The organism is Nocardia sp. JMUB6875 (assembly GCF_041154655.1).
In the GTDB taxonomy this organism is placed as follows: Bacteria; Actinomycetota; Actinomycetes; order Mycobacteriales; family Mycobacteriaceae; genus Nocardia.
Genome location: NZ_BAAFGR010000032.1, coordinates 1 through 18,173, shown reverse-complemented (window position 1 = coordinate 18,173; position 18,173 = coordinate 1). Strand labels below are relative to the sequence as shown.

At 68.6% G+C, this 18,173-nt stretch carries 16 protein-coding genes; 6 read left to right on the top strand and 10 right to left on the bottom strand.

Annotated elements, in window-relative coordinates; translation table 11 throughout:
• Complete coding sequence (fdxA, locus tag ACAM49_RS10960) at positions 1-324, bottom strand: ferredoxin (RefSeq protein ID WP_040812194.1); 324 nt, start codon at positions 322-324, stop codon at positions 1-3.
• 163 nt (positions 325-487) lie between these two features.
• A complete protein-coding gene (locus ACAM49_RS10955) occupies positions 488-3,091 on the bottom strand; it encodes a bifunctional FO biosynthesis protein CofGH (RefSeq protein ID WP_369635350.1) in 2,604 nt (867 codons plus the stop codon).
• A 174-nt stretch (positions 3,092-3,265) separates the two neighbouring features.
• Here ACAM49_RS10955 and ACAM49_RS10950 point away from each other — a divergent pair, with 174 nt between their 5' ends.
• The 3 genes from ACAM49_RS10950 (at position 3,266) to ACAM49_RS10940 (ending at position 7,014) form a co-directional block, all read left to right on the top strand.
• Positions 3,266-4,759, top strand: coding sequence for a hypothetical protein (locus ACAM49_RS10950; protein ID WP_369635349.1), 1,494 nt, complete (start codon positions 3,266-3,268; stop codon positions 4,757-4,759).
• Between the two features lie 72 nt (positions 4,760-4,831).
• Entirely contained in the window at positions 4,832-5,338 is a 507-nt protein-coding gene (locus ACAM49_RS10945; protein WP_369635348.1) for a PH domain-containing protein, read from the top strand.
• Positions 5,335-7,014, top strand: a complete 1,680-nt coding sequence (locus ACAM49_RS10940) for a PH domain-containing protein (protein WP_369635347.1) — start codon at positions 5,335-5,337, stop codon at positions 7,012-7,014. The genes ACAM49_RS10945 and ACAM49_RS10940 overlap by 4 nt, the downstream gene beginning before the upstream one ends.
• A gap of 10 nt (positions 7,015-7,024) precedes the next feature.
• Here ACAM49_RS10940 and ACAM49_RS10935 read toward each other — a convergent pair whose 3' ends face one another.
• The 6 genes from ACAM49_RS10935 to typA all read right to left on the bottom strand — a co-directional run bounded on the left by ACAM49_RS10935 (position 7,025) and on the right by typA (position 13,753).
• Entirely contained in the window at positions 7,025-8,329 is a 1,305-nt protein-coding gene (locus ACAM49_RS10935) for an FAD-binding oxidoreductase (RefSeq protein ID WP_369635346.1), read from the bottom strand.
• A 104-nt stretch (positions 8,330-8,433) separates the two neighbouring features.
• Entirely contained in the window at positions 8,434-8,928 is a 495-nt protein-coding gene (locus tag ACAM49_RS10930) for a hypothetical protein (protein ID WP_369635345.1), read from the bottom strand.
• Complete coding sequence (locus ACAM49_RS10925) at positions 8,925-9,083, bottom strand: hypothetical protein (protein WP_167333469.1); 159 nt, start codon at positions 9,081-9,083, stop codon at positions 8,925-8,927. Before ACAM49_RS10925 ends, ACAM49_RS10930 begins: the two co-directional genes overlap by 4 nt.
• A gap of 10 nt (positions 9,084-9,093) precedes the next feature.
• Positions 9,094-9,993 (bottom strand): N-acetyl-1-D-myo-inositol-2-amino-2-deoxy-alpha-D-glucopyranoside deacetylase, encoded by a 900-nt coding sequence (gene mshB, locus ACAM49_RS10920; protein ID WP_369635344.1) that lies wholly within the window; start codon positions 9,991-9,993, stop codon positions 9,094-9,096.
• Entirely contained in the window at positions 9,990-11,735 is a 1,746-nt protein-coding gene (locus ACAM49_RS10915) for an ABC transporter family substrate-binding protein (protein WP_369635384.1), read from the bottom strand. Before ACAM49_RS10915 ends, mshB begins: the two co-directional genes overlap by 4 nt.
• A 122-nt stretch (positions 11,736-11,857) precedes the next feature.
• The gene (gene typA / locus ACAM49_RS10910; protein ID WP_040812199.1) at positions 11,858-13,753 is read right to left on the bottom strand and encodes a translational GTPase TypA; all 1,896 of its coding nucleotides are present in this window, start codon (positions 13,751-13,753) and stop codon (positions 11,858-11,860) included.
• A gap of 168 nt (positions 13,754-13,921) precedes the next feature.
• Between typA and ACAM49_RS10905 the strand changes: the two genes are divergently transcribed.
• Both ACAM49_RS10905 and ACAM49_RS10900 read left to right on the top strand, forming a co-directional pair.
• A complete protein-coding gene (locus tag ACAM49_RS10905) occupies positions 13,922-14,098 on the top strand; it encodes a hypothetical protein (RefSeq protein WP_086008037.1) in 177 nt (58 codons plus the stop codon).
• Between the two features lie 20 nt (positions 14,099-14,118).
• On the top strand, positions 14,119-14,412 hold the full coding sequence (locus ACAM49_RS10900) for a 4a-hydroxytetrahydrobiopterin dehydratase (protein WP_369635343.1): 294 nt from the start codon (positions 14,119-14,121) through the stop codon (positions 14,410-14,412).
• Here ACAM49_RS10900 and ACAM49_RS10895 read toward each other — a convergent pair.
• Together ACAM49_RS10895 and ACAM49_RS10890 are read right to left on the bottom strand one after the other, a co-directional pair.
• Positions 14,354-15,613 (bottom strand): mannosyltransferase, encoded by a 1,260-nt coding sequence (locus ACAM49_RS10895; protein WP_369635342.1) that lies wholly within the window; start codon positions 15,611-15,613, stop codon positions 14,354-14,356. The two genes, ACAM49_RS10900 and ACAM49_RS10895, sit on opposite strands and share 59 nt — an antisense overlap.
• A 121-nt stretch (positions 15,614-15,734) precedes the next feature.
• Entirely contained in the window at positions 15,735-17,033 is a 1,299-nt protein-coding gene (locus ACAM49_RS10890) for a mannosyltransferase (protein ID WP_369635341.1), read from the bottom strand.
• A 301-nt stretch (positions 17,034-17,334) separates the two neighbouring features.
• On the opposite strand from ACAM49_RS10890, the gene ACAM49_RS10885 reads away from it, so the two are divergent.
• Positions 17,335-18,084, top strand: coding sequence for a hypothetical protein (locus ACAM49_RS10885; protein WP_369635340.1), 750 nt, complete (start codon positions 17,335-17,337; stop codon positions 18,082-18,084).
• The last annotated feature ends 89 nt before the right edge of the window (positions 18,085-18,173 follow it).

The window sequence follows — 18,173 nt, the reverse complement described above, 5'->3', positions numbered from 1 at the left end:
CTACTCGCTGGCCATCGGCGGTAGCGCGGCGATGAACGGCGGGTCGTAGTCGACCTTGCCGACCTTGGTGGCGCCGCCCGGGGAGCCCAGGTCGTCGAAGAAGTCGACGTTCGCGTTCACGTAACCGGCCCACTGATCCGGGGTGTCGTCTTCGTAGAAGATGGCTTCCACCGGGCAGACCGGTTCACACGCACCACAGTCCACGCACTCGTCCGGTTGGATGTACAGCATGCGGCCGCCCTCGTAGATGCAGTCCACGGGGCATTCCTCGATGCACGCCTTGTCCTTCACGTCAACGCACGGTTCAGCGATGATGTACGGCACTGCCGCTCTCCTAGTCTGTCCTCACATGCGGGATGAACTCCGCCCGGCGAAAACCCTATCCCGGCCAGCCAACATTACTCTTGCCAAGCCTGCCCTAACTTCGGACCGCCACGCTGCGGCCGACCCTGAGGTCGATCGAGTCCTAGCCTCGATCCGGCCCCACTTACCCCAATAGTGAGGCGACGGGCGAGCGGTGCGGCGGTACACCATAGGTGGTGGTGCGCTGCCTTACCGGGCGGCCGATGCCCGACGCGATCTCCGTCAGTTCCTCGACCGTCTTCGCTGAACCGTGTTCGGAGCCGGCCATGCGGGAGATGGTCTCCTCCATGAGGGTGCCGCCCAGGTCGTTGGCTCCACCATTCAGCATCAATTGGGTTCCCTTGATACCAAGTTTGACCCAGCTGGTCTGAATATTCTTGATTCGGCCGTGCAGCATGATTCGCGACAGGGCGTGAGCGGCCCGATTGTCGCGCACGGTCGGGCCCGGGCGGGACGCGCCCGCCAGGTAGAGCGGGGCGCTCTGGTGCACGAACGGGAGCAGCACGAATTCGGTGAAACCGCCCGTCTCGTCCTGGATTCCACGCAACACACGTAGGTGGCCGACCCAGTGCTTCGGGTTGTCCACGTGGCCGTACATCATCGTCGAGCTGGAGTTGATGCCCAGCTTGTGCGCCGTGGTGATCACGTCGATCCACGCCGACGTCGGCAGCTTGCCCTTGGTGAGCACCCACCGCACCTCGTCGTCGAGGATCTCCGCGGCCGTGCCCGGAATCGAGTCCAGCCCGGCCTCTTTCAGCGCCGAGAGCCAGTCGTGCACGGACTGGCCGCCGCGGGAGGCGCCGTTCACGATCTCCATGGGGCTGAACGCGTGCACATGCATCTCGGGGATGCGGGCCTTGATGGCGCGCACCAGATCCGCGTACCCGGTGACCGGGAGCTCGGGATCGATGCCGCCCTGCATGCAGATCTCGGTCGCGCCCTCGACCCACGCCTCCCAGGCGCGGTCGGCGACCTCGGCCGGGCTCAGGCTGAAGGCGTCGGCATCGCCCTTGCGCTGCGCGAACGCGCAGAAGCGGCAGCCGGTGTAGCAGATATTGGTGAAGTTGATGTTCCGGTTGACGATGTAGGTGACGTCATCGCCCACGGTGTCGCGGCGCAGCTGATCGGCCAGCGCGGTGACGGCCTCCAGCGCCGGGCCGTCGGCGGTGGCCAGGGCCAGGTACTGGTCGTCGGTCAGGCCGGCCGGGTCCTTCTCGGCGGCGCGCAGGGCGGCCATCACATCGGCATCGAAGCGCTCGGGCGCGGCGGCGGCCAGCTCGTGCACCTGCTCGCGAATGGACTCCCAGTCGCCGAAGGCGCCCAGCGAATCATCGGCAATGCCGGAGTCGCTGCGGGATTCGGTGAGGCGGCCCTCGGAGTCGATGGCGGTATTGAGATCGATGCGGCCGACCGATTCCCAGTCGTGGTCCGGCTCCTGCCACGGCAGGCCGGTCGGCTTCACGTCGGCGGCCAGACCGGTCTGCGGATCCGACAGCGCGGCAACGTGTTTGGAGACGCGCGGATCGATCCACGGATGGCCCGCCAGCACGTACTTCGGGTGCGCGGTGATGCGCTCGGTGAGCACGTAACCGGCATCGGCGGTGACCTGCGCGAGGGTCTCCAGATTCGGCCAGGGCCGTTCCGGATTCACGTGGTCGGGGGTCAGCGGGGAGACCCCGCCCCAGTCGTCGATGCCCGCCGCGATGAGCGCCCGGCATTCGTCCAGCGACACCAGATTCGGCGGGGCCTGGATGCGCATCTTCGGCCCCAGCAGCAGGCGGGCCACCGCGATGGTGGCCCGGAACTCCTCCAGATCGGCGTCCGGGGTGTCGCGCATGGCGGTGTTCTGCTTGGCCAGGAAGTTCTGCACGATGACTTCCTGCACATGCCCGAACGCCTTGTGCGCCTTGCGGATCGCCAGGATGGACTCGGCGCGCTCGGTGAGGTTCTCGCCGATGCCGACCAAGATGCCGGTGGTGAACGGCACCGAGAGGCGACCGGCGTCGGTGAGCGCGCGCAGCCGCACGGCCGGATCCTTGTCCGGCGAACCGTAGTGCGCCTGACCGGGTTCGGTGAACAGCCGGGTGGAGGTGGTCTCCAGCATCATGCCCATGGACGGGGCCACCGGCTTGAGCCGCGAGAGCTCCTCCCAGGTCATCACGCCCGGATTCAGGTGCGGCAGCAGGCCGGTCTCCTCCAGCACGCGAATCGCCATGGCGCGCACGTAATCCAGGGTGGAGTCGTAGCCGCGCTCGTCGAGCCACTGCCGAGCCTCCGGCCAGCGCTCCTCCGGGCGGTCGCCGAGGGTGAAAAGCGCTTCCTTGCAACCCAGTTCGGCGCCCTGGCGGGCGACCTCGAGAATCTCGTCGGGCTCCATGTACATGCCCTTGCCCTGCGCGCGCAGCTTGCCGGGCACAGTCACGAAGGTGCAGTAGTGGCACTTGTCGCGACACAGGTGCGTAATGGGGATGAACACCTTGCGCGAGTAGGTGATCGGGAGGGTCTCCCCCGCGTACCCGGTCTCGCGCAGCCCGGCGTCGCGCACCCGCGCGGCCGAGGCGGTCAAGTCCTCGAGTTGTGCGCCGCGCGCGTGCAGCAGCACCACGGCCTCGTCGAGGTTGAGCGTCGCCCCGTCCCGGGCCCGGCGCAGCGCCCGGCGCATGGCCGAGTCACTCGGGGGCTTCGGCGGCAGGCTCGGGTTCGCAAGATCCGTCACGCCCTCGATCATGCGCCATCCATCCGACTTATCCGACTCGGGTGCCATGGAACGGGCAAACCCGTGTCCCCCGGCCGTTATTCCGGGCCGGTGATACGAGTATTCGTACTCACTGAGATCAACTGTTCAAATTTCAGTGGCGGTGAAATAGCCTGCCGGTTCGACCGCTTCGCCGGAGAAGAGGAAGTGACCTTCGTGCTCGCGAAAATCCGCCGCGCCACCGTTGTCGCCGGGCTGGGCGCCGCCGCCCTGCTGACCGTCGCCACCAGCACCGCTTACGCCTTCGGGCCGGTGCCGCCGGCCAATCCCTATCTGGGGCCGACCGGCACCGCGACCATGCACGGTGACGCCGAGGCCTCCGACACCACGCCGCTGCCCGGCGTCGGCACCGGCGGCGTGCGCGCCGACTTCCACGAACAGGCGGCGGCCTGCCCGACCATCCTGCAGGGCGCGGACGGACTCCCGCAGGCGCTGTGCACCAAGGTCACCGACCGCGCGCCGGAGGTGTTGCTGCTGGATCCGAACAACGGCAACACCCTCGCGCGCCTCGATCTCACCAAGGGCAGCCTGCTCGGCGGGGTGTATGCCTACCTCGACAATCAGGACCGGATGGTCACCGTCGACGGGTCCGGCAGTCTGCTGCGCATCGGGCATCAGCGCGGCTCCGACGGATCGTGGTCGCTGTCCATCGCCTCGAAAACCGATGTGACGCAGGCGGTCACCGGGCACTGCGGCGGCGGTGACTGCGATGCGGTCAGCTCGGTTTCACCCGACTACCAGGGCCGGGTCTGGTTCGCGACCGACGGCGCGGCCGCCGGGTTCGTGAACACCGACGGCACCGCGCGCTCGATCGTGCTCGCGCCCGGTGAGAACGTCGCCAACTCCATCGCGACCGCGCCGCAGGGCATGTCGGTGGCCACCGACCACGCGCTGTATCTGCTGAACGTGGACGGCGGCGGCAATCCGCGGATCGTGTGGCGGCAGGCCTACGATCGCGGACCGGCCCGCAAGCCCGGCCAATTGAGCTGGGGCACCGGCGCGACGCCGACCTTCTTCGGGCCGGGCGACGGCACCGAGTACCTCGCCATCACCGACAATGCGGCCACCAAGGAGAACCTGCTGGTCTTCGACACCGCCACCGGACATCAGATCTGCTCGGTGCCCGCCATCGACGGCACCGAGAACTCGCCCATCGGATCGGGCAACAGCGTGTTCGTGGCGAGTACCTACGGCTACCCGTACCCGGCGCTGCCGCCGAACGCGGGGACGAGTCAGCCCGCGAGCGCGCCGATCTCGGGCGGCATGACCCGGATCGATGTGACGGGGTCGGGCTGCACGGTGGTGTGGACGAACAATGTGCCGTCCTCGGCGGTGCCGCGACTGTCCGTGGCGGACGGGAAGATCTACACCTTCACGCGGCATTCGCTGCTGGGCAGCGGCAGCGGCGCGCTGGGCAGCGGGAGCGCCAGTGGCAGTAGCGGCCTCGGCAGCGGTAGCGCCGCGATCACCGATAACTACAGCTTCGCGGTGATCGACGCGGCCACCGGCCACCTCGATACCGAACAGTTCATCGGCGCGACCATGGTCAATGACACCCTGGAAATGGTCGGCACCATCGCGCCCGGCCGAATCCAGTACCAGGGCACCACGACCGGGCTGTACCGGATCACGCCGAAGTAGCGGGAACGGGGCGTCCAGTCCCTGGCTCGTAACAACCGCCTCCGCGGTCGGATTCATGCAAGCATGGGCAGCATGTCCCAGCCTCCCGCCGCAGGCGGCATCCTGGCCGACCCGTCGCGGCGCCCCAGCCCGCGCGCCAAACTGCTGTGGGCGCTCAGCGCCGCGCTGTCCTGGGTGGTGCCGGTGCTGGGGGTGGGGATCTGGGCGCTGTTCGACTCGCAGCGGCGCGGCATCCAGGGGCTGGTGCTCGGAATTGTGCTGCTGGCAGCGGTATTCAGCATCGCGGTGATCCCGCTGTGGCGCTATGCGGTGCACCGCTGGGAGATCACCGACGAGGCCGTGTACACGCGCACCGGCTGGTTCACCCAGGAGAGCCGGGTCGCTCCCATCACCCGCGTGCAGACCGTGGACACCTACCGGGGACCCCTCGAACGGCTGCTGGGGCTGGCCACGGTCACCGTCACCACCGCCTCCTCCGCCGGGGCGGTGCACATCAGCGCGCTGGCGCTGGCCGATGCCCGCGACACCGTCGCGCAGTTGACCGCCATCGCCGCGCAGCATCGGGGGGATGCCACGTGAGCCAGCCGAATCCCGATCCCGAGGTGTTCTCGGACGCGTATCCGACCGAAGTGCTCGCGCCCCTGCCCGGACCGATCGGGTCCGCCGCGGGCAGCTGGCAGCGGCTCGACAAGCGCATGCTGCTGGTCCACCCGGTCACCGAGCTCATCCGCTACATCCCGGTCCTGATCGCCACCCTGGTCGCGGGGGCCAGCGCCGACAACCCCATGTGGTCGCTGGCCGTGGTGGCGATCATCGTGGGTTTCGCGCTCACCCGCTGGTTCACCACCACCTACCGGATCACCCCGGAGAACGTGGAACTGCGCACCGGACTCATCCAGCGCAAGCGACTCTCGGTGCCGCGCAACCGGGTTCGCTCGGTGGATGTGCAGGCCGACCTGCTGCACCGGGCGCTCGGACTCGCGGTGCTGTCCATCGGCACCGGGCAGGACGCGGAGAAGAAGGACCAGTTCAAGCTGGATTCGCTGGACGCCAAGCTGGTGCCGGAACTGCGCCTCGCGCTGCTGGCGCACACCCGCGCGGGTACGGAACCGGTTGACTCCCCCGCGATTGCGACCGAGGGCACCGCCGTCGACGCCGAACCCGCCGGGCCCGCCGTGGAAATCGCGCACTGGCAAGCGGATTGGGTGCGCTACGCCCCACTGTCCTTGACCGGCTTCGCGATTGTCGCGCCGGTCGTCGGTCTGGCCTTCCAGTACGGCTTCGCCCAGATCTTCCTGAAGTCCGGCACCCTCCAGGATGTCGGCCACCGCGGCGCCACCGTCATCGCGGGCGTGATCGCCCTGCTGCTCGTCATCCTCGTAGTCGTAGTCAGCCTCGCCGCCTGCGCCCGTTACCTGATGACCTGGTTCGGCCTCAACGTCCACGACGACGGCAAGACCCTCACCATCCGCCACGGCCTCTTCACCACTCGCCAAACAACTCTCGACCTGGCCCGCCTGCGCGGCGCGACGGTCAACGAGCCCCTGATGTTGCGGCTGGCCGGGGCCGCCGAACTCGAGGCCATCATGGTCGGCACCAGCCCCCGCCAGAAGATCCTGCCCCAGGCACCCCGAGCCGCCGTGGATCGGACCCTGGCCCACCTCCTCGGCGACACCTCACCCCGTCATTCCGGCGCGCCTTCGGCCGAAATCCACCACACCGCCGTGGATCCCGGCCGAAAGCATGCCGGGATGACGGAGGAGAACCCCGCCCCGCTGCCCGTGACCGTGCCGTTGGCTCCCCACGGCCCGGTAGCTCGTCGTCGCCGGTACACTCGCGCCCTGGGCCCGCTCGCGGCGGTCGCGGCCGCCCTGCTCGCGATATCCATTGCCGGAGTGGATATTCCGCTGTGGATCTGGATAGTCCTGGCCATTGCCGTGCCGATCGCGGCGGCGCTGGCGTGGGATCGCTATCGCGGTCTCGGCCACGCCGTGCTGCCCGCCGCGAATGGCAATCCCACGTGGCTGATCACTCGCAGCGGGTCACTGGATCGCGATCGCGACTGTCTGGAAGCCCCGGGCGTCATCGGCTGGACCGTGCGCCAGAGCTTCTTTCAGCGCCGCGCGGGTGTGGCCACCGTGGTGGCCGCCTCCGCCGCGGGCAAGAAGCGGTACCACGTCATCGACCTGCCCCTCGATCAGGCGTGGGCCTTGATCGAGGCGGTCACTCCGGGACAGCTCGGCGTCAGCCGGTAGTGGCTCGGCGTCAGCCGATGACCGGGTAGTTCGAGCGAATCACGTTGTGCGGGTCGCGGTCTCGCTTGATCGCGCGGAGGCGGTCGAGGGTCGCCGCGTCGAAGGCGGCGGCCGCGGATTCGCCGGGAGCCAGGAAGGTGAAGGGCTTCTGGCCGGTGATCTGCCCGCTGAACTGGCCGACCAGGGCGTCGATCTTGCCGCGCACCGCGTCGCGCAGCTGCGGCAGCCCGAGGCCGAGCAGGTAGATCAGGTACTGCTCGGGCATCGCCTCGCGAGCGCCGCCGGTGGGCCGGGATAGGGCGCCGCCGAGGTAGCGGACCTGGATATTGGCCAGTGGCGCAACGGATTCGCCGAGGATGATCTTCTCCGCCTCCGGGGTCAGCTCGGTCAGCAGTTCGGTGCGGCCGATGGCGGGGCTGGGGTCGGTCGGTTCGGAGGTGATGGTGCCGAGAGCGGCCACCGACATGGCGGCCCGGGTGTCGGACACCGCGCCTTCGATGCCGTCGAGCACGGACACCAGCGCCCGGCCCGCTTCGGGGTCGCCGAGGTAGGCGACGTCGAGGGCCACCATCTCCGGGGCCTGCGGGAACTGGAACCGCTGGAACCACACCGACAGCTCATCGGGGGCCTGAGAGGTCAAGGCGCGGAAGGCATCCCACACTTCGCGCAGGCGCTCGCCGGGCCACATGATCCGGCCGCCGTACAGGCCGGGCGCCTCGAAGAGCTCGAACTCGAGACCGGTCACCACGGCGAAATCGCCGCCGCCACCGGACAGCGCCCAGAACAGATCCGGATCGCTGTCCGCGGTCACCCGCGCCGCGCGTCCCTCGGCGTCCACGATCTCGAAGGCGCGCACCGCATTCGAGGCCCAGCCGTGCTTGCGGCCGAACCAGCCCGCGCCGCCGCCCAGCGTGTAGCCGGTCACGCCGACCACCGGGTTGCTGCCCGCGAGCCCGGTCAGCCCGTGCTCGGCCGCGGCGGCCTGCACCGCGCCCCACTGCGCGCCCGCGCCTACCCGCGCCACCCGCGCGGCCGGGTCGATTTCGATCCGGTTCAGCGCACCGGTGCGCAGCAGGATCGCGTTCTCCACCCCGCCCGCGGCGCCGTGCCCGGTCGGCTGGGTGACCACCGGGATGCCCGCGCCGCGGGCGTACCGCACCACGGCCGCCACATCATCGACATCGGCGGCCTCGACCACCGCCGCCACCGGCTGCGTGACCGCGACACTCCACGGCCGCGCGGCCTGCTCGAAATCGGTGTCGCCCGCGGCCAATACGCGGCCGCGGACGGTGTTGCGCAGTTCGTCGAATCCCATCGTCTTTCCCCTTGCTCGTCCTCGCTGTTATCGCGTTCATTAAGATGACGAGAGGGGACGGCGGAGTGTGACTCCGTCAGGGAACGCTCAACCTGTGAGCTCGCTCACGCGCCCGTCGTGGCCAGCCGGGCGGTGGCCCGGTAGTACAGGTACATGCCCGAGGGCAGCAGGCCGCAGATGAGCAGCAGCATGGTCGGCCAGTCGCCCATGAGCAGCGCGTAGCCGCTCGGGCTGAACCCGGCGCAGATCAGGAATCCGACCGTCCACACCAGGATCGGCGACGCCATCACCGGAATCCGCTGTGTCACAACGCCCATGCCCATCACCAGCAGCACATTGATCACCGCGGCCGCCAGCGCCGTGAACGGCAGCGCGATCGCGCCCGCGGTGGTGGTCGAGGCCAGCGGCGCGGCCATCACCGGCGATAGTTCCGGCAGATGCGCCCGCCCGGCGTAGATCGGCAGGAACAGCACCTCGAGTCCCAGCGTGATCACGGCGTCGATCAACAGCAGTGCGCCGATCACCGCGTTGAGCACGGTGCGCACCGGCTCGGTCTCGGCAATGGCATCGCCCGCCCGGGCGCCGACGGCGGCCGTCACGGCACCGGCGGGAATCCGAGCAGCGTCAGCAGGTGACTCTGCATGTCCACGAACCCGTACAGCACCGACAGGTACAGCTCGTGCTGCCATTCGAAGTACGGGCGCTGGCTCTCGACGAAAGCCGCTATCGCATTCTGCAAATCCCAGTTGTACATGGCTCAGTCCTCATTCCAGCCCGGCGAAGAGATCGTGTTCACGGCCGTCGGGGCCGAGCGGGCCGCGCTCGCCGCGCACCAAAATGTAGTGCTCTTCCGGCAGTACCGGCTGGGCAATGTCGTTCGACAGGGAGAATTCGCGCCCCGAGGGGGCCACCGTCACCTGGGTGGCGTGGGCGCGCAGGGCGGCCCGCTTGGCGGCCAGCACATCGGACACGTCCACCGTGGTGGTCACGGATTCGGCGGGGACACAGGCCAATTCACCCTCGTGCGGCAGCCGCCAGCCGCGCGGCAGGGCGCCCGGCAGCTGATCCACCGTGCGGCGCTTGAGCGCATCGGTGTGCATGGCCAGCACCGCGCCGTCGGTGACCGTCCAGTAGACCTTGGGGACGATCCAGCCCCAGTCGGAGGCGGTGTCGATGGCGGCCATCGTGATCTCGTGCGCGCGAATGTGATCCGGATGCCCGTAGCCGCCGCGCGGGTCGTAGCCGATCACCACGCGCGGGCGCAGTTCCAGGATCACCTGCACCAGCGCGTCCACGGCGGCGGTGCCGGAGTTGACGAAGGCGCGGGGATTGCGGGCCGACGGCGTCCCGGCCATGCCGGAGTCGCGCCAGCGGCCCGCGCCGCCCAGGAAGTGCGGCTCGCCCGCGTCCAAAGCGGCCAGGGCCCTGGTCAATTCGAGGATCCGGTAGCCGCCCAGTTGATCGGCCTGCCCGGCCACCAGGTGCGCGTACTCGTCCCCGATGACCTCGCCCTCCTCACCGAGCGTGCAGGTCACCACGGTGACCGGGATGCCGCGCTTGCGGTAGTGGGCGATGGTGCCGCCGGTGGTGATGGACTCGTCGTCCGGGTGCGCGTGCACCAGCAGCAGGCCGTGTGTCGCGGCGCTCGGATCGTGTGCGCTCACGGCAGCCTCCGCCAGTTGGCGGCATCGCCGAAGATGCCGGTCTGGATGGCGCCGCTGAGCGAGGCCCCGTCCACCCGCGGCCCGGCCGCGGCCACCTGCGTGTCCTGCACGATCGGCAGCACGGTCGACAACTCCCACAGCTTGGGTTCGGCCTCGGCGATCACCTTGCCCACATCGATGCCGCGCAGGGCGGCGTCGATGGCGGGCTGCAGCGACGGATCGCAGACACCGGACAGATTGGAGGGTGACTTCTTCGCGCCGTCCACCACGGTCGAGTCATTGCCGTCACCGGGCAGCGGCACCGGCGCACAGCCGTAGCGGGAGGCCAGCACGGTCGCCGGATCCCCGCCGGTGCGCTCCCAGCCGACCACGACGTCGATGCTGCCGTCGGTCAGCTCCTTGCTGTACAGCGTGGAGGCCGACACGCTGCGCACGATCACATCGATTCCGGCGCTGCGCAATTGGTCGGCGGCGGTATTCGCCACCGCCTGCGAGGTGGTGTCGTTCTCCACCGCGCCCAGGCGCACGGTCAGCGACTTCCCGTTCTTGGCCAGCGGACGCGGTTGCGGCGCGGGCGAAGTCGCCGACTGCGCGGCGGGAGTCTCCGCGGCGCGGGCGAATCCGGCCTCGGCCAGCAGCCCGAACGCCTCCTCCGGGCTCAGCCGCGGCGGCGCGGTCACGGCGTAACCGGGATCCGAGGGTGCGAGCACCTGCGCCCGCACCGGCTCCACCCAGCTGCCGGTCTGCGCGCCGACGGTGGCCAGCAGCACCGGATCCAGCAGTCCCAGCAGCGCGCGGCGCACCCGCACATCGGCGAGATCGCCGCTGCGGCCGTTGAGCACCAGCTGCATCTCGCGGGCCTGCGCCATCATGGCCGTGCGCACCGAGGGAATCGCGCCCAGCTGCGCCTGCAACGCGACGCCGCCGTGCACCAGCGCCATCTGCGCGTCGCCGGTCCGCAGCGATTCGGCGACCTGCGCGGCGGTTCCGCCGCGGCGCAACAGGATCTGATCCGGCACCGCGGGCTGACCCCAGTACCGGTCATTGCGTTCGAGCAGGATCTCCTCGCGGCCGCGATCGGCCTGCTTGATGCGGAACTGGCCGCCGGAGATCCGGATGGTGTCGACGAGCCCCTGCTCGAAACCGGAGTCCTTCACCAGATGCTGGGGCAGCAGATCCGAGAACAGTTGCCGCCAAGCCGGATACGGCTCGGTCATGGTGACGGTCACGGTCTTGCCGCCCGCCGAGGAGCTGACATCGGAGATGAGCCGGTAGCCCGCGGGATCCACCGCGCCGGGCTGCGTGATCATCTGCTGCCACAGGTATTTGAAGTCCTCGGCCGCGATGGGCGCGCCGTCGGACCAGGATGCCTCGTTCTTGATCTGGTAGGTGATGGTGAACGGCTCCTGCGCCGTCACATCCGCCGACACCATGAGCGCCGGATCCAGATTCCAATCGGTGCCGCCCGGAACGCCGGGAGTCGGACTGGCCCGGAACGGACTCGGCAGCACCATGGACGCCACGGCCGCGGTCGCGGGCGACTGCTGCGAGCGTAGGTGCGGATTGAACCCGATCCCGATGTCGTCGACCGCCACCACGACCGTGTTCTTCCCCGGCTTGGCGGGCTGCGTCTTCGGACTGTCCGTGGACTCGATGGGCGGCGGCGGATTCGCGGTGCAGCCGGTAGCGACCGCCAACAGGGTCGCCACCATCAACAGCACCGCGCGCAGCGATGCGCGCATCCGGGCCCCCGTTCTCACGTTCGGCACTCTACTGGATCCACCCTTCACGATCCGGCCACGGCAGCCGTACATACCAGTCGGCGAGCCGCTCGAAAGCGACTCGCCGACAGGTCAGAGCGTTACTACTGAGCGGCCCGGTCCCGCGCCTTGCGGCGGGAGATCTCGCGCTGGCGGTCGTTGGCGTTCAGGGTGACCTTGCGCACGCGCACGATCTCCGGGGTCACCTCGACGCACTCGTCGTCGGTGCAGAACTCCATCGCGCCCTCGAGATCCAGCTGCAGCGGCTTGGCCAGGGTCTCGAGCACGTCACCGGTGGCGGACCGCATATTGGTCAGCTTCTTCTCGCGGGTGACGTTGATGTCGAGGTCCTCGGCACGCGGGTTGATGCCGACCACGTGGCCCTCGTAGGTGTCGGCGCCCGGCTCCACGAAGAACTGGCCGCGGTCGGCCAGCTGGATCATCGCGAACGGGGTCACCGAACCGGCCCGGTCGGAGACCAGCGAGCCGGTGTGGCGGGCGCGGATCTCGCCGGCCCACGGGGCGTAGCCGTCGAACACGGCGTTGGCGATGCCGGTGCCGCGGGTCTCGGTGAGGAAGTCGGTGCGGAAACCGATCAGACCGCGCGAGGGAACGATGAACTCCATGCGCACCCACCCGGCCGAGTGGTTGCTCATCTGGACCATCTTGCCCTTGCGGGCGGCCAGCAGCTGGGTGACGGCGCCGAGGTACTCGTCCGGGCAGTCGATGGTCAGCTCTTCGAACGGCTCGTGGGTCTTGCCGTCGACGATCTTGGTGACCACCTGCGGCTTGCCGACGGTCAGCTCGAAGCCCTCGCGGCGCATCTGCTCGACCAGGATGGCCAGCGCCAGCTCACCACGGCCCTGCACCTCCCAGGCGTCCGGGCGGCCGATGTCGAGCACGCGCAGCGACACGTTGCCGACCAGCTCCTGGTCCAGGCGCGACTTCACCATGCGGGCGGTCAGCTTGTGGCCCGAGACCCGGCCGACCAGCGGCGAGGTGTTGGTGCCGATGGTGACCGAGATGGCGGGCTCGTCGACGGTGATGCGCGGCAGCGCGACCGGGTTGTCGACGTCGGCGAGGGTGTCGCCGATCATGATGTCCGGGATGCCCGCGACGGCGACGATGTCACCGGCCACGGCCTCCTCGCCGGGCTGACGCTCGACGCCGACGGTCTTGAGCAGCTCGGTGATGCGGACGTTCTTGACGCCGTCGCCGTTCATCCATGCGACGGTCTGGCCCTTCTTCAGGGTGCCGTTGTGGATGCGCACCAGGCCGATACGACCCAGGAACGGGGACGCGTCGAGGTTGGTGACGTGCGCCTGCAGGGTGGCGTTCGGGTCGCCCTTGGGGGCCGGGACGTACTTCATGAGGACCTCGAACAGCTCGTCGAGGTTCTCGGCGTCGGGCACCTGGCCGTTGTCGGGACGCTTGGTGGACGCGACGCCCGCGCGGCCGGAGGCGTAGAGCACCGGCAGGTCGAGGGCCAGCTCGGCGGCTTCCGAGGCCTCGTCGTCGAGGTCGGAGGCCAGGTCCAGCAGCAGGTCGTGCGACTCCTCGACGACCTCCTCGATGCGGGCGTCCGGGCGGTCGGTCTTGTTGACCACCAGGATCACCGGCAGCGAGGCGGCGAGCGCCTTGCGCAGCACGAAGCGGGTCTGCGGCAGCGGACCCTCGGACGCGTCGACGAGCAGCACGACGCCGTCCACCATGGACAGACCGCGCTCGACCTCACCACCGAAGTCGGCGTGGCCGGGGGTGTCGATGACATTGATTACGGTGACCGATCCGTCGGCATTATGCCGGTGAACAGCGGTGTTCTTGGCGAGAATGGTGATGCCCTTCTCGCGCTCGAGGTCACCGGAGTCCATCACTCGGTCGACGAGTTCGGCGCGTTCGGCGAACGCACCGGATTGCCGGAGCATGGCGTCGACCAGTGTTGTCTTGCCGTGGTCGACGTGCGCCACGATGGCGACGTTGCGGAACTCGACAGACGACACGTTTGATTCCTCCTGGTGAAAAGTCTGATGCCGACCCGGATGGGTCTCATGCGTGGGTAGGCCAACTTCGAGACATGGCGAACTCCACCGGGCATGCGGCGAGCTACATATTACGGGGCCGAGGAAATCACACGTTTAATGGGCTGAGGTTAGGTTAAGCTAACCAACATGGGCAAGGTGAAGGCGAAGGACGTCTCCGGCCTCAAGCCGAAGAAGAAATGCTGCCGCAAGAAGACCCGGTGCGTGAAGTGCCCGGTCGTCATCATGCGCATGAAAAAGGCCGAGGCCCAGGGCTGCTGCGGCAAGGAACTCAAGAAGTGCCTCAAACTCGCACGCGCGGCCTGAAACCGGAGTAGACCGGGTTCATGAAGCCCGCGCTGCTCTCCGACGACGACATCGCCAAGGCCCTCACCGAACTGCCCGAGTGGACCCGCGAAGGCGACAGCATCACCCGCACCATCGAGGCCACCTCGTTCCTGGCCGGCATCGAGCTGGTGCGCCGGGTGGCCCTGGCGGCCGAGGCCGCCGACCACCATCCCGATATGGATATCCGCTGGCGGCGAGTCACTTTCACGCTCTCGACGCACTCCGCGGGCGGCCTCACGCCACTGGATATGGCTCTCGCACGGGAGATCGATCGACTGCACGCGCAGGGGTGAGCCGGGCGAATCGCCCGACCGCGATCATCCAGCCGAACAACACCAGCACGCCGAGGGTGTTCGACGCGCCGAGCCAGGCCAGGTACCACGGACGCGAGATATCCCACATGTTCGTCTGGAGCGTGCCCAGCATCCACGGGATGCCGATGATCGTGTTGAACAGCCAGAACGCGCGCAGCAGGCCGGCGCCGACAGCATCGCGCAGCGGACCGTAGCGCAGCCACAGCACCAGCGGGATCAGGCAGATCCAGTGGTGCGACCAGGAAATGGGCGCGGCCATCATGCCGAACAGCTGCACGATCAGCAGCAGGCCCAGGCGATCGTCGGAACGCAGTGAGCGCCAGGCGAAGAAGGCCAGCACCGCCGTCACCAGCACCGCCGATTCCCACAGCAGCCCGGAGCCGATGTCGTGCCCGGCGATGCGGGTGAGCGCGCCGCGCAGCGACTGGTTGATCACCGAACCGACCGGGCCGATGCGATGCGGATCACCGACGAGCTCACCGAAGTATCGATCGGTTTCCTTGGGCGCCAGCAGAAAAGTCAGGCCGATGGTCCCGAAGAACGCCACCGCCGAGGCGACCACCGCGAGCCACTGCCGCCGGGCCACGAAGTACAGGCCGGTCACCGCCGGGGTCAGCTTGATACCGGCCGCGATGCCGACCAGCAGACCCGACAGCCACCACCGGGTGCTGCGCGCGGCGAGCATGGCCAGCAGCACGATGAACACGTTGACCTGGCCGTAGTCCAGGGTCGAGCGCACCGGCTCCAGCCACAGCCCGCCCGCGGTCCAGGCGACCGCGGCGGTGCGCCACCGCTGTTCGCGCATGGCTTCGCGGCCCACCATCATCTCCAACGCGATCCACACGATGCCGAACAGCGCCGCCGCGGTCGCCACCAGCCAGCCGACGGCTACGACGTCGAAGGGCAGAAAGTGCAGCGGATACAGCAGGAAGGCCGCGAAGGGCGGATATGTGAACGGCAGCGGAAATTGCGGGGAACGACTGGAATCGGTCCAGTCGTAAAGGTTTCCGTTGAACAGGTTCGCGGCGCCTTCGACATAGACGTGCAGGTCCACCAGGATCAGGTTGCTCGGCCAGAACAGCGCCCAGGCCAGGCGGACCAGTACCGAGATGCCCAATGCGGCGGTCGCCAGGTAGAAACGTCGATTCACGGCACGGAACTTTCGAGTCGGATGGATCACCGACCGGAGTTCACGGCTGGCGAATGCGGCTTGCGGAGTGTCGACAAGCGTAGTCGCGCAATGGAATAACGCGCGCAACCCCAAAATTCAGGGCAAGCGGCCCCCCGCGGGAATACTTATATCACCGGTCCGAGGACTCCCGCGCAGGTGACCGATTCACCGACCGATCGGAACCGGACCGCCCGGAGCGGATGATCCAGACGAAGAAAACCAGCACGCCGAGCGCGTCCACCGTGCCCAACCAGGACAGGATGCCCGGCCGCGAGATGGTCCAGATCGAGTCCTGGAAGAAGCCGAGCACCCACGGCACGCCGATCAAAGTCACAATCAGCCAATAGCCAGCTATCACTCGCGCGCCGGCCGCGTCCCGCAGCGGACCGTAGAGCAGCCACAGGATCACCGGGAGCAGCCAGATCCAGTGATGCGACCACGAGATCGGCGACACCATGAGCCCGAACAGCTGCACGATGATCAGGGTGCCGAGGCGGTCGTCGGAAGCCAGTGCGCGCCAGGCGAAGAAGGCGAGCACCGCCGTGACCAGCGCGGCCGCGATCCACAGCGGGCCCGACACCACATCGTGGCCGACCAGGCGGCTGAGCGCGCCGCGCAGCGACTGATTGGTCGCCGAACCGACCGGTCCGATGCGGTGGGCGTCGCCGAGCAGCTCCCGGAAGTACTTGTTGGTCTCCCCCGGCGTGATCAGGTAGGTCAGGCCGATGGTCCCGAAGAACACCACCGCCGACCAGATCGCGGTGAGCCAGCGCTTGCGGGCCGCGAAGTACAGCCCGGTCACCGCCGGGGTCAGCTTGATGCCCGCCGCGATGCCGACCAGCGCGCCCGAGATCCACCAGGTGGCGCTGCGCACCGCGACCATGGCCAGCAGCACCAGGAAGACATTGACCTGGCCGTAGTCGAAGGTGGATCGCACCGGTTCCAGCCACATGCCGATCGCGGTCCAGGCCACCGCGGCAGTGCGCCACTTCGGTTCTCCCATGGCCGCTTTGCCCACAAGCATCTCGAACGCCAGCCACACCACACCGAACAGCGCCGCCACCGTGGCCAGCAGCCAGCCGATGGCCACCACCGAGAAGGGCAGGAAGTGCAGCGGATAGAAGACCATGGCCGCGAAGGGCGGATAGGTGAACGGCAGCGGGAAGTCCGGCGTCTTGCTGGAATCGGTGTAGTCGTAGAGGTGGCCGCTGCCGAAGTTCGCCGAACCGTCGACGTAGACGTGCAGGTCGACGAAGTTCATGCCGTTGGGCAGCAGCAGCACCCACGCCAGCCGCGCCAGCACCGAAATGCCCAGTGCCGCGGCGGCGATGCGGAAGGGTCGATTCACAAGCCGCGTCGATTCACGGGCGGCATGGAGGCAAGGACGTGTCGATACACGGCACGGTCTTTCGTTCGGCGGGTCACGCATGCGGCCATCGGCTGGTCCCCGGGGGCACGGCCTCGACAAGCCTAGTCGTACCGCCGAATATGCCGCCCACCGCGCACCCCTCGCTGTAACATTTGCATCACTGACCCCATCTGTAACACGCTTTCTGGTCGCTCGTTCGATAGCGTCAGCTGATCTAGTTCGCCAAGATCGCGCCGTGGCTGTACAACTTGGCAGCCCGGTACCTAGAGTGGCGCGGAGCGATGGCTCCATCGCCGCTAGATGGTCCCTGAAGGTAAGGACGGCTACACCAGTGCTTCGCACCCGAGGATCGCGGTTCGCAATGTCCGCGCTGGCCCTGGCGGCCTGCGCCACCGTCGCCGTGCCGACGGCCTACGCGAAGCCCGCACCGGCACAGAATGTCTCGTCCATTCCGATGATCCCCGAAGGTGTTCCGGTCGACGCGCTCGCGTCACTGGTCCCCGCCATCATCGGCGCCGCGACCGGGCCCGCCGATATCGCCGACGCCGGCCCGAAGAACGCCATCCTGGCCCAGGCCAAGCAGCTGCTCGAGAGCAGCAACCTGCCCGCCCAGGTGAAGACCACCCTGCTCGCGGTCATCACCTTCCTCGACGGCAGCGGCGGTGGCGGCCCGGACATCCCGAAGGACGGCCCGGTCATCGCCCAGTTCCTGTGGCCGACCATCGGCAAGGGCTGCATCTCCTCCTCCGCCGACTCGGTGGGCACCGCGCTGGCCGTCCCCGGCCCGGCGCAGCTGCCCCCGCCCGGACCCGCACAGGGCCAGGCCGGTTTCGTCTTCACCGCGCTGGGCACCAAGCAGCCCACCGATGTGCAGGCGGCGCCGATGACGGTGCAGTGGCTGAACCTGGACACCCGCGCCAGCGGCACCATGAACCTGACCAACGAGCAGCACATCAACCCCGACGGCCCGGCCACCCTCTCGGCTATCGCCAATACCGGCAACGGCCGCGTGGTCGCCGTCGTCTCGGGTTCGCTGACCACCCAGGCCGATCCGGAGTCGCAGCCGATCACCTGCTCGTTCCTGCCGACCATCGGCTTCTTCACCGTCTAGCGGTCACCCGCCGGTAGCGAAGAATTCCGCCCCCGTTCTCCCCTGGCCTTCGCCGGGGGATGGCGGGGGCGAAATCGTTGGTGGGGGCG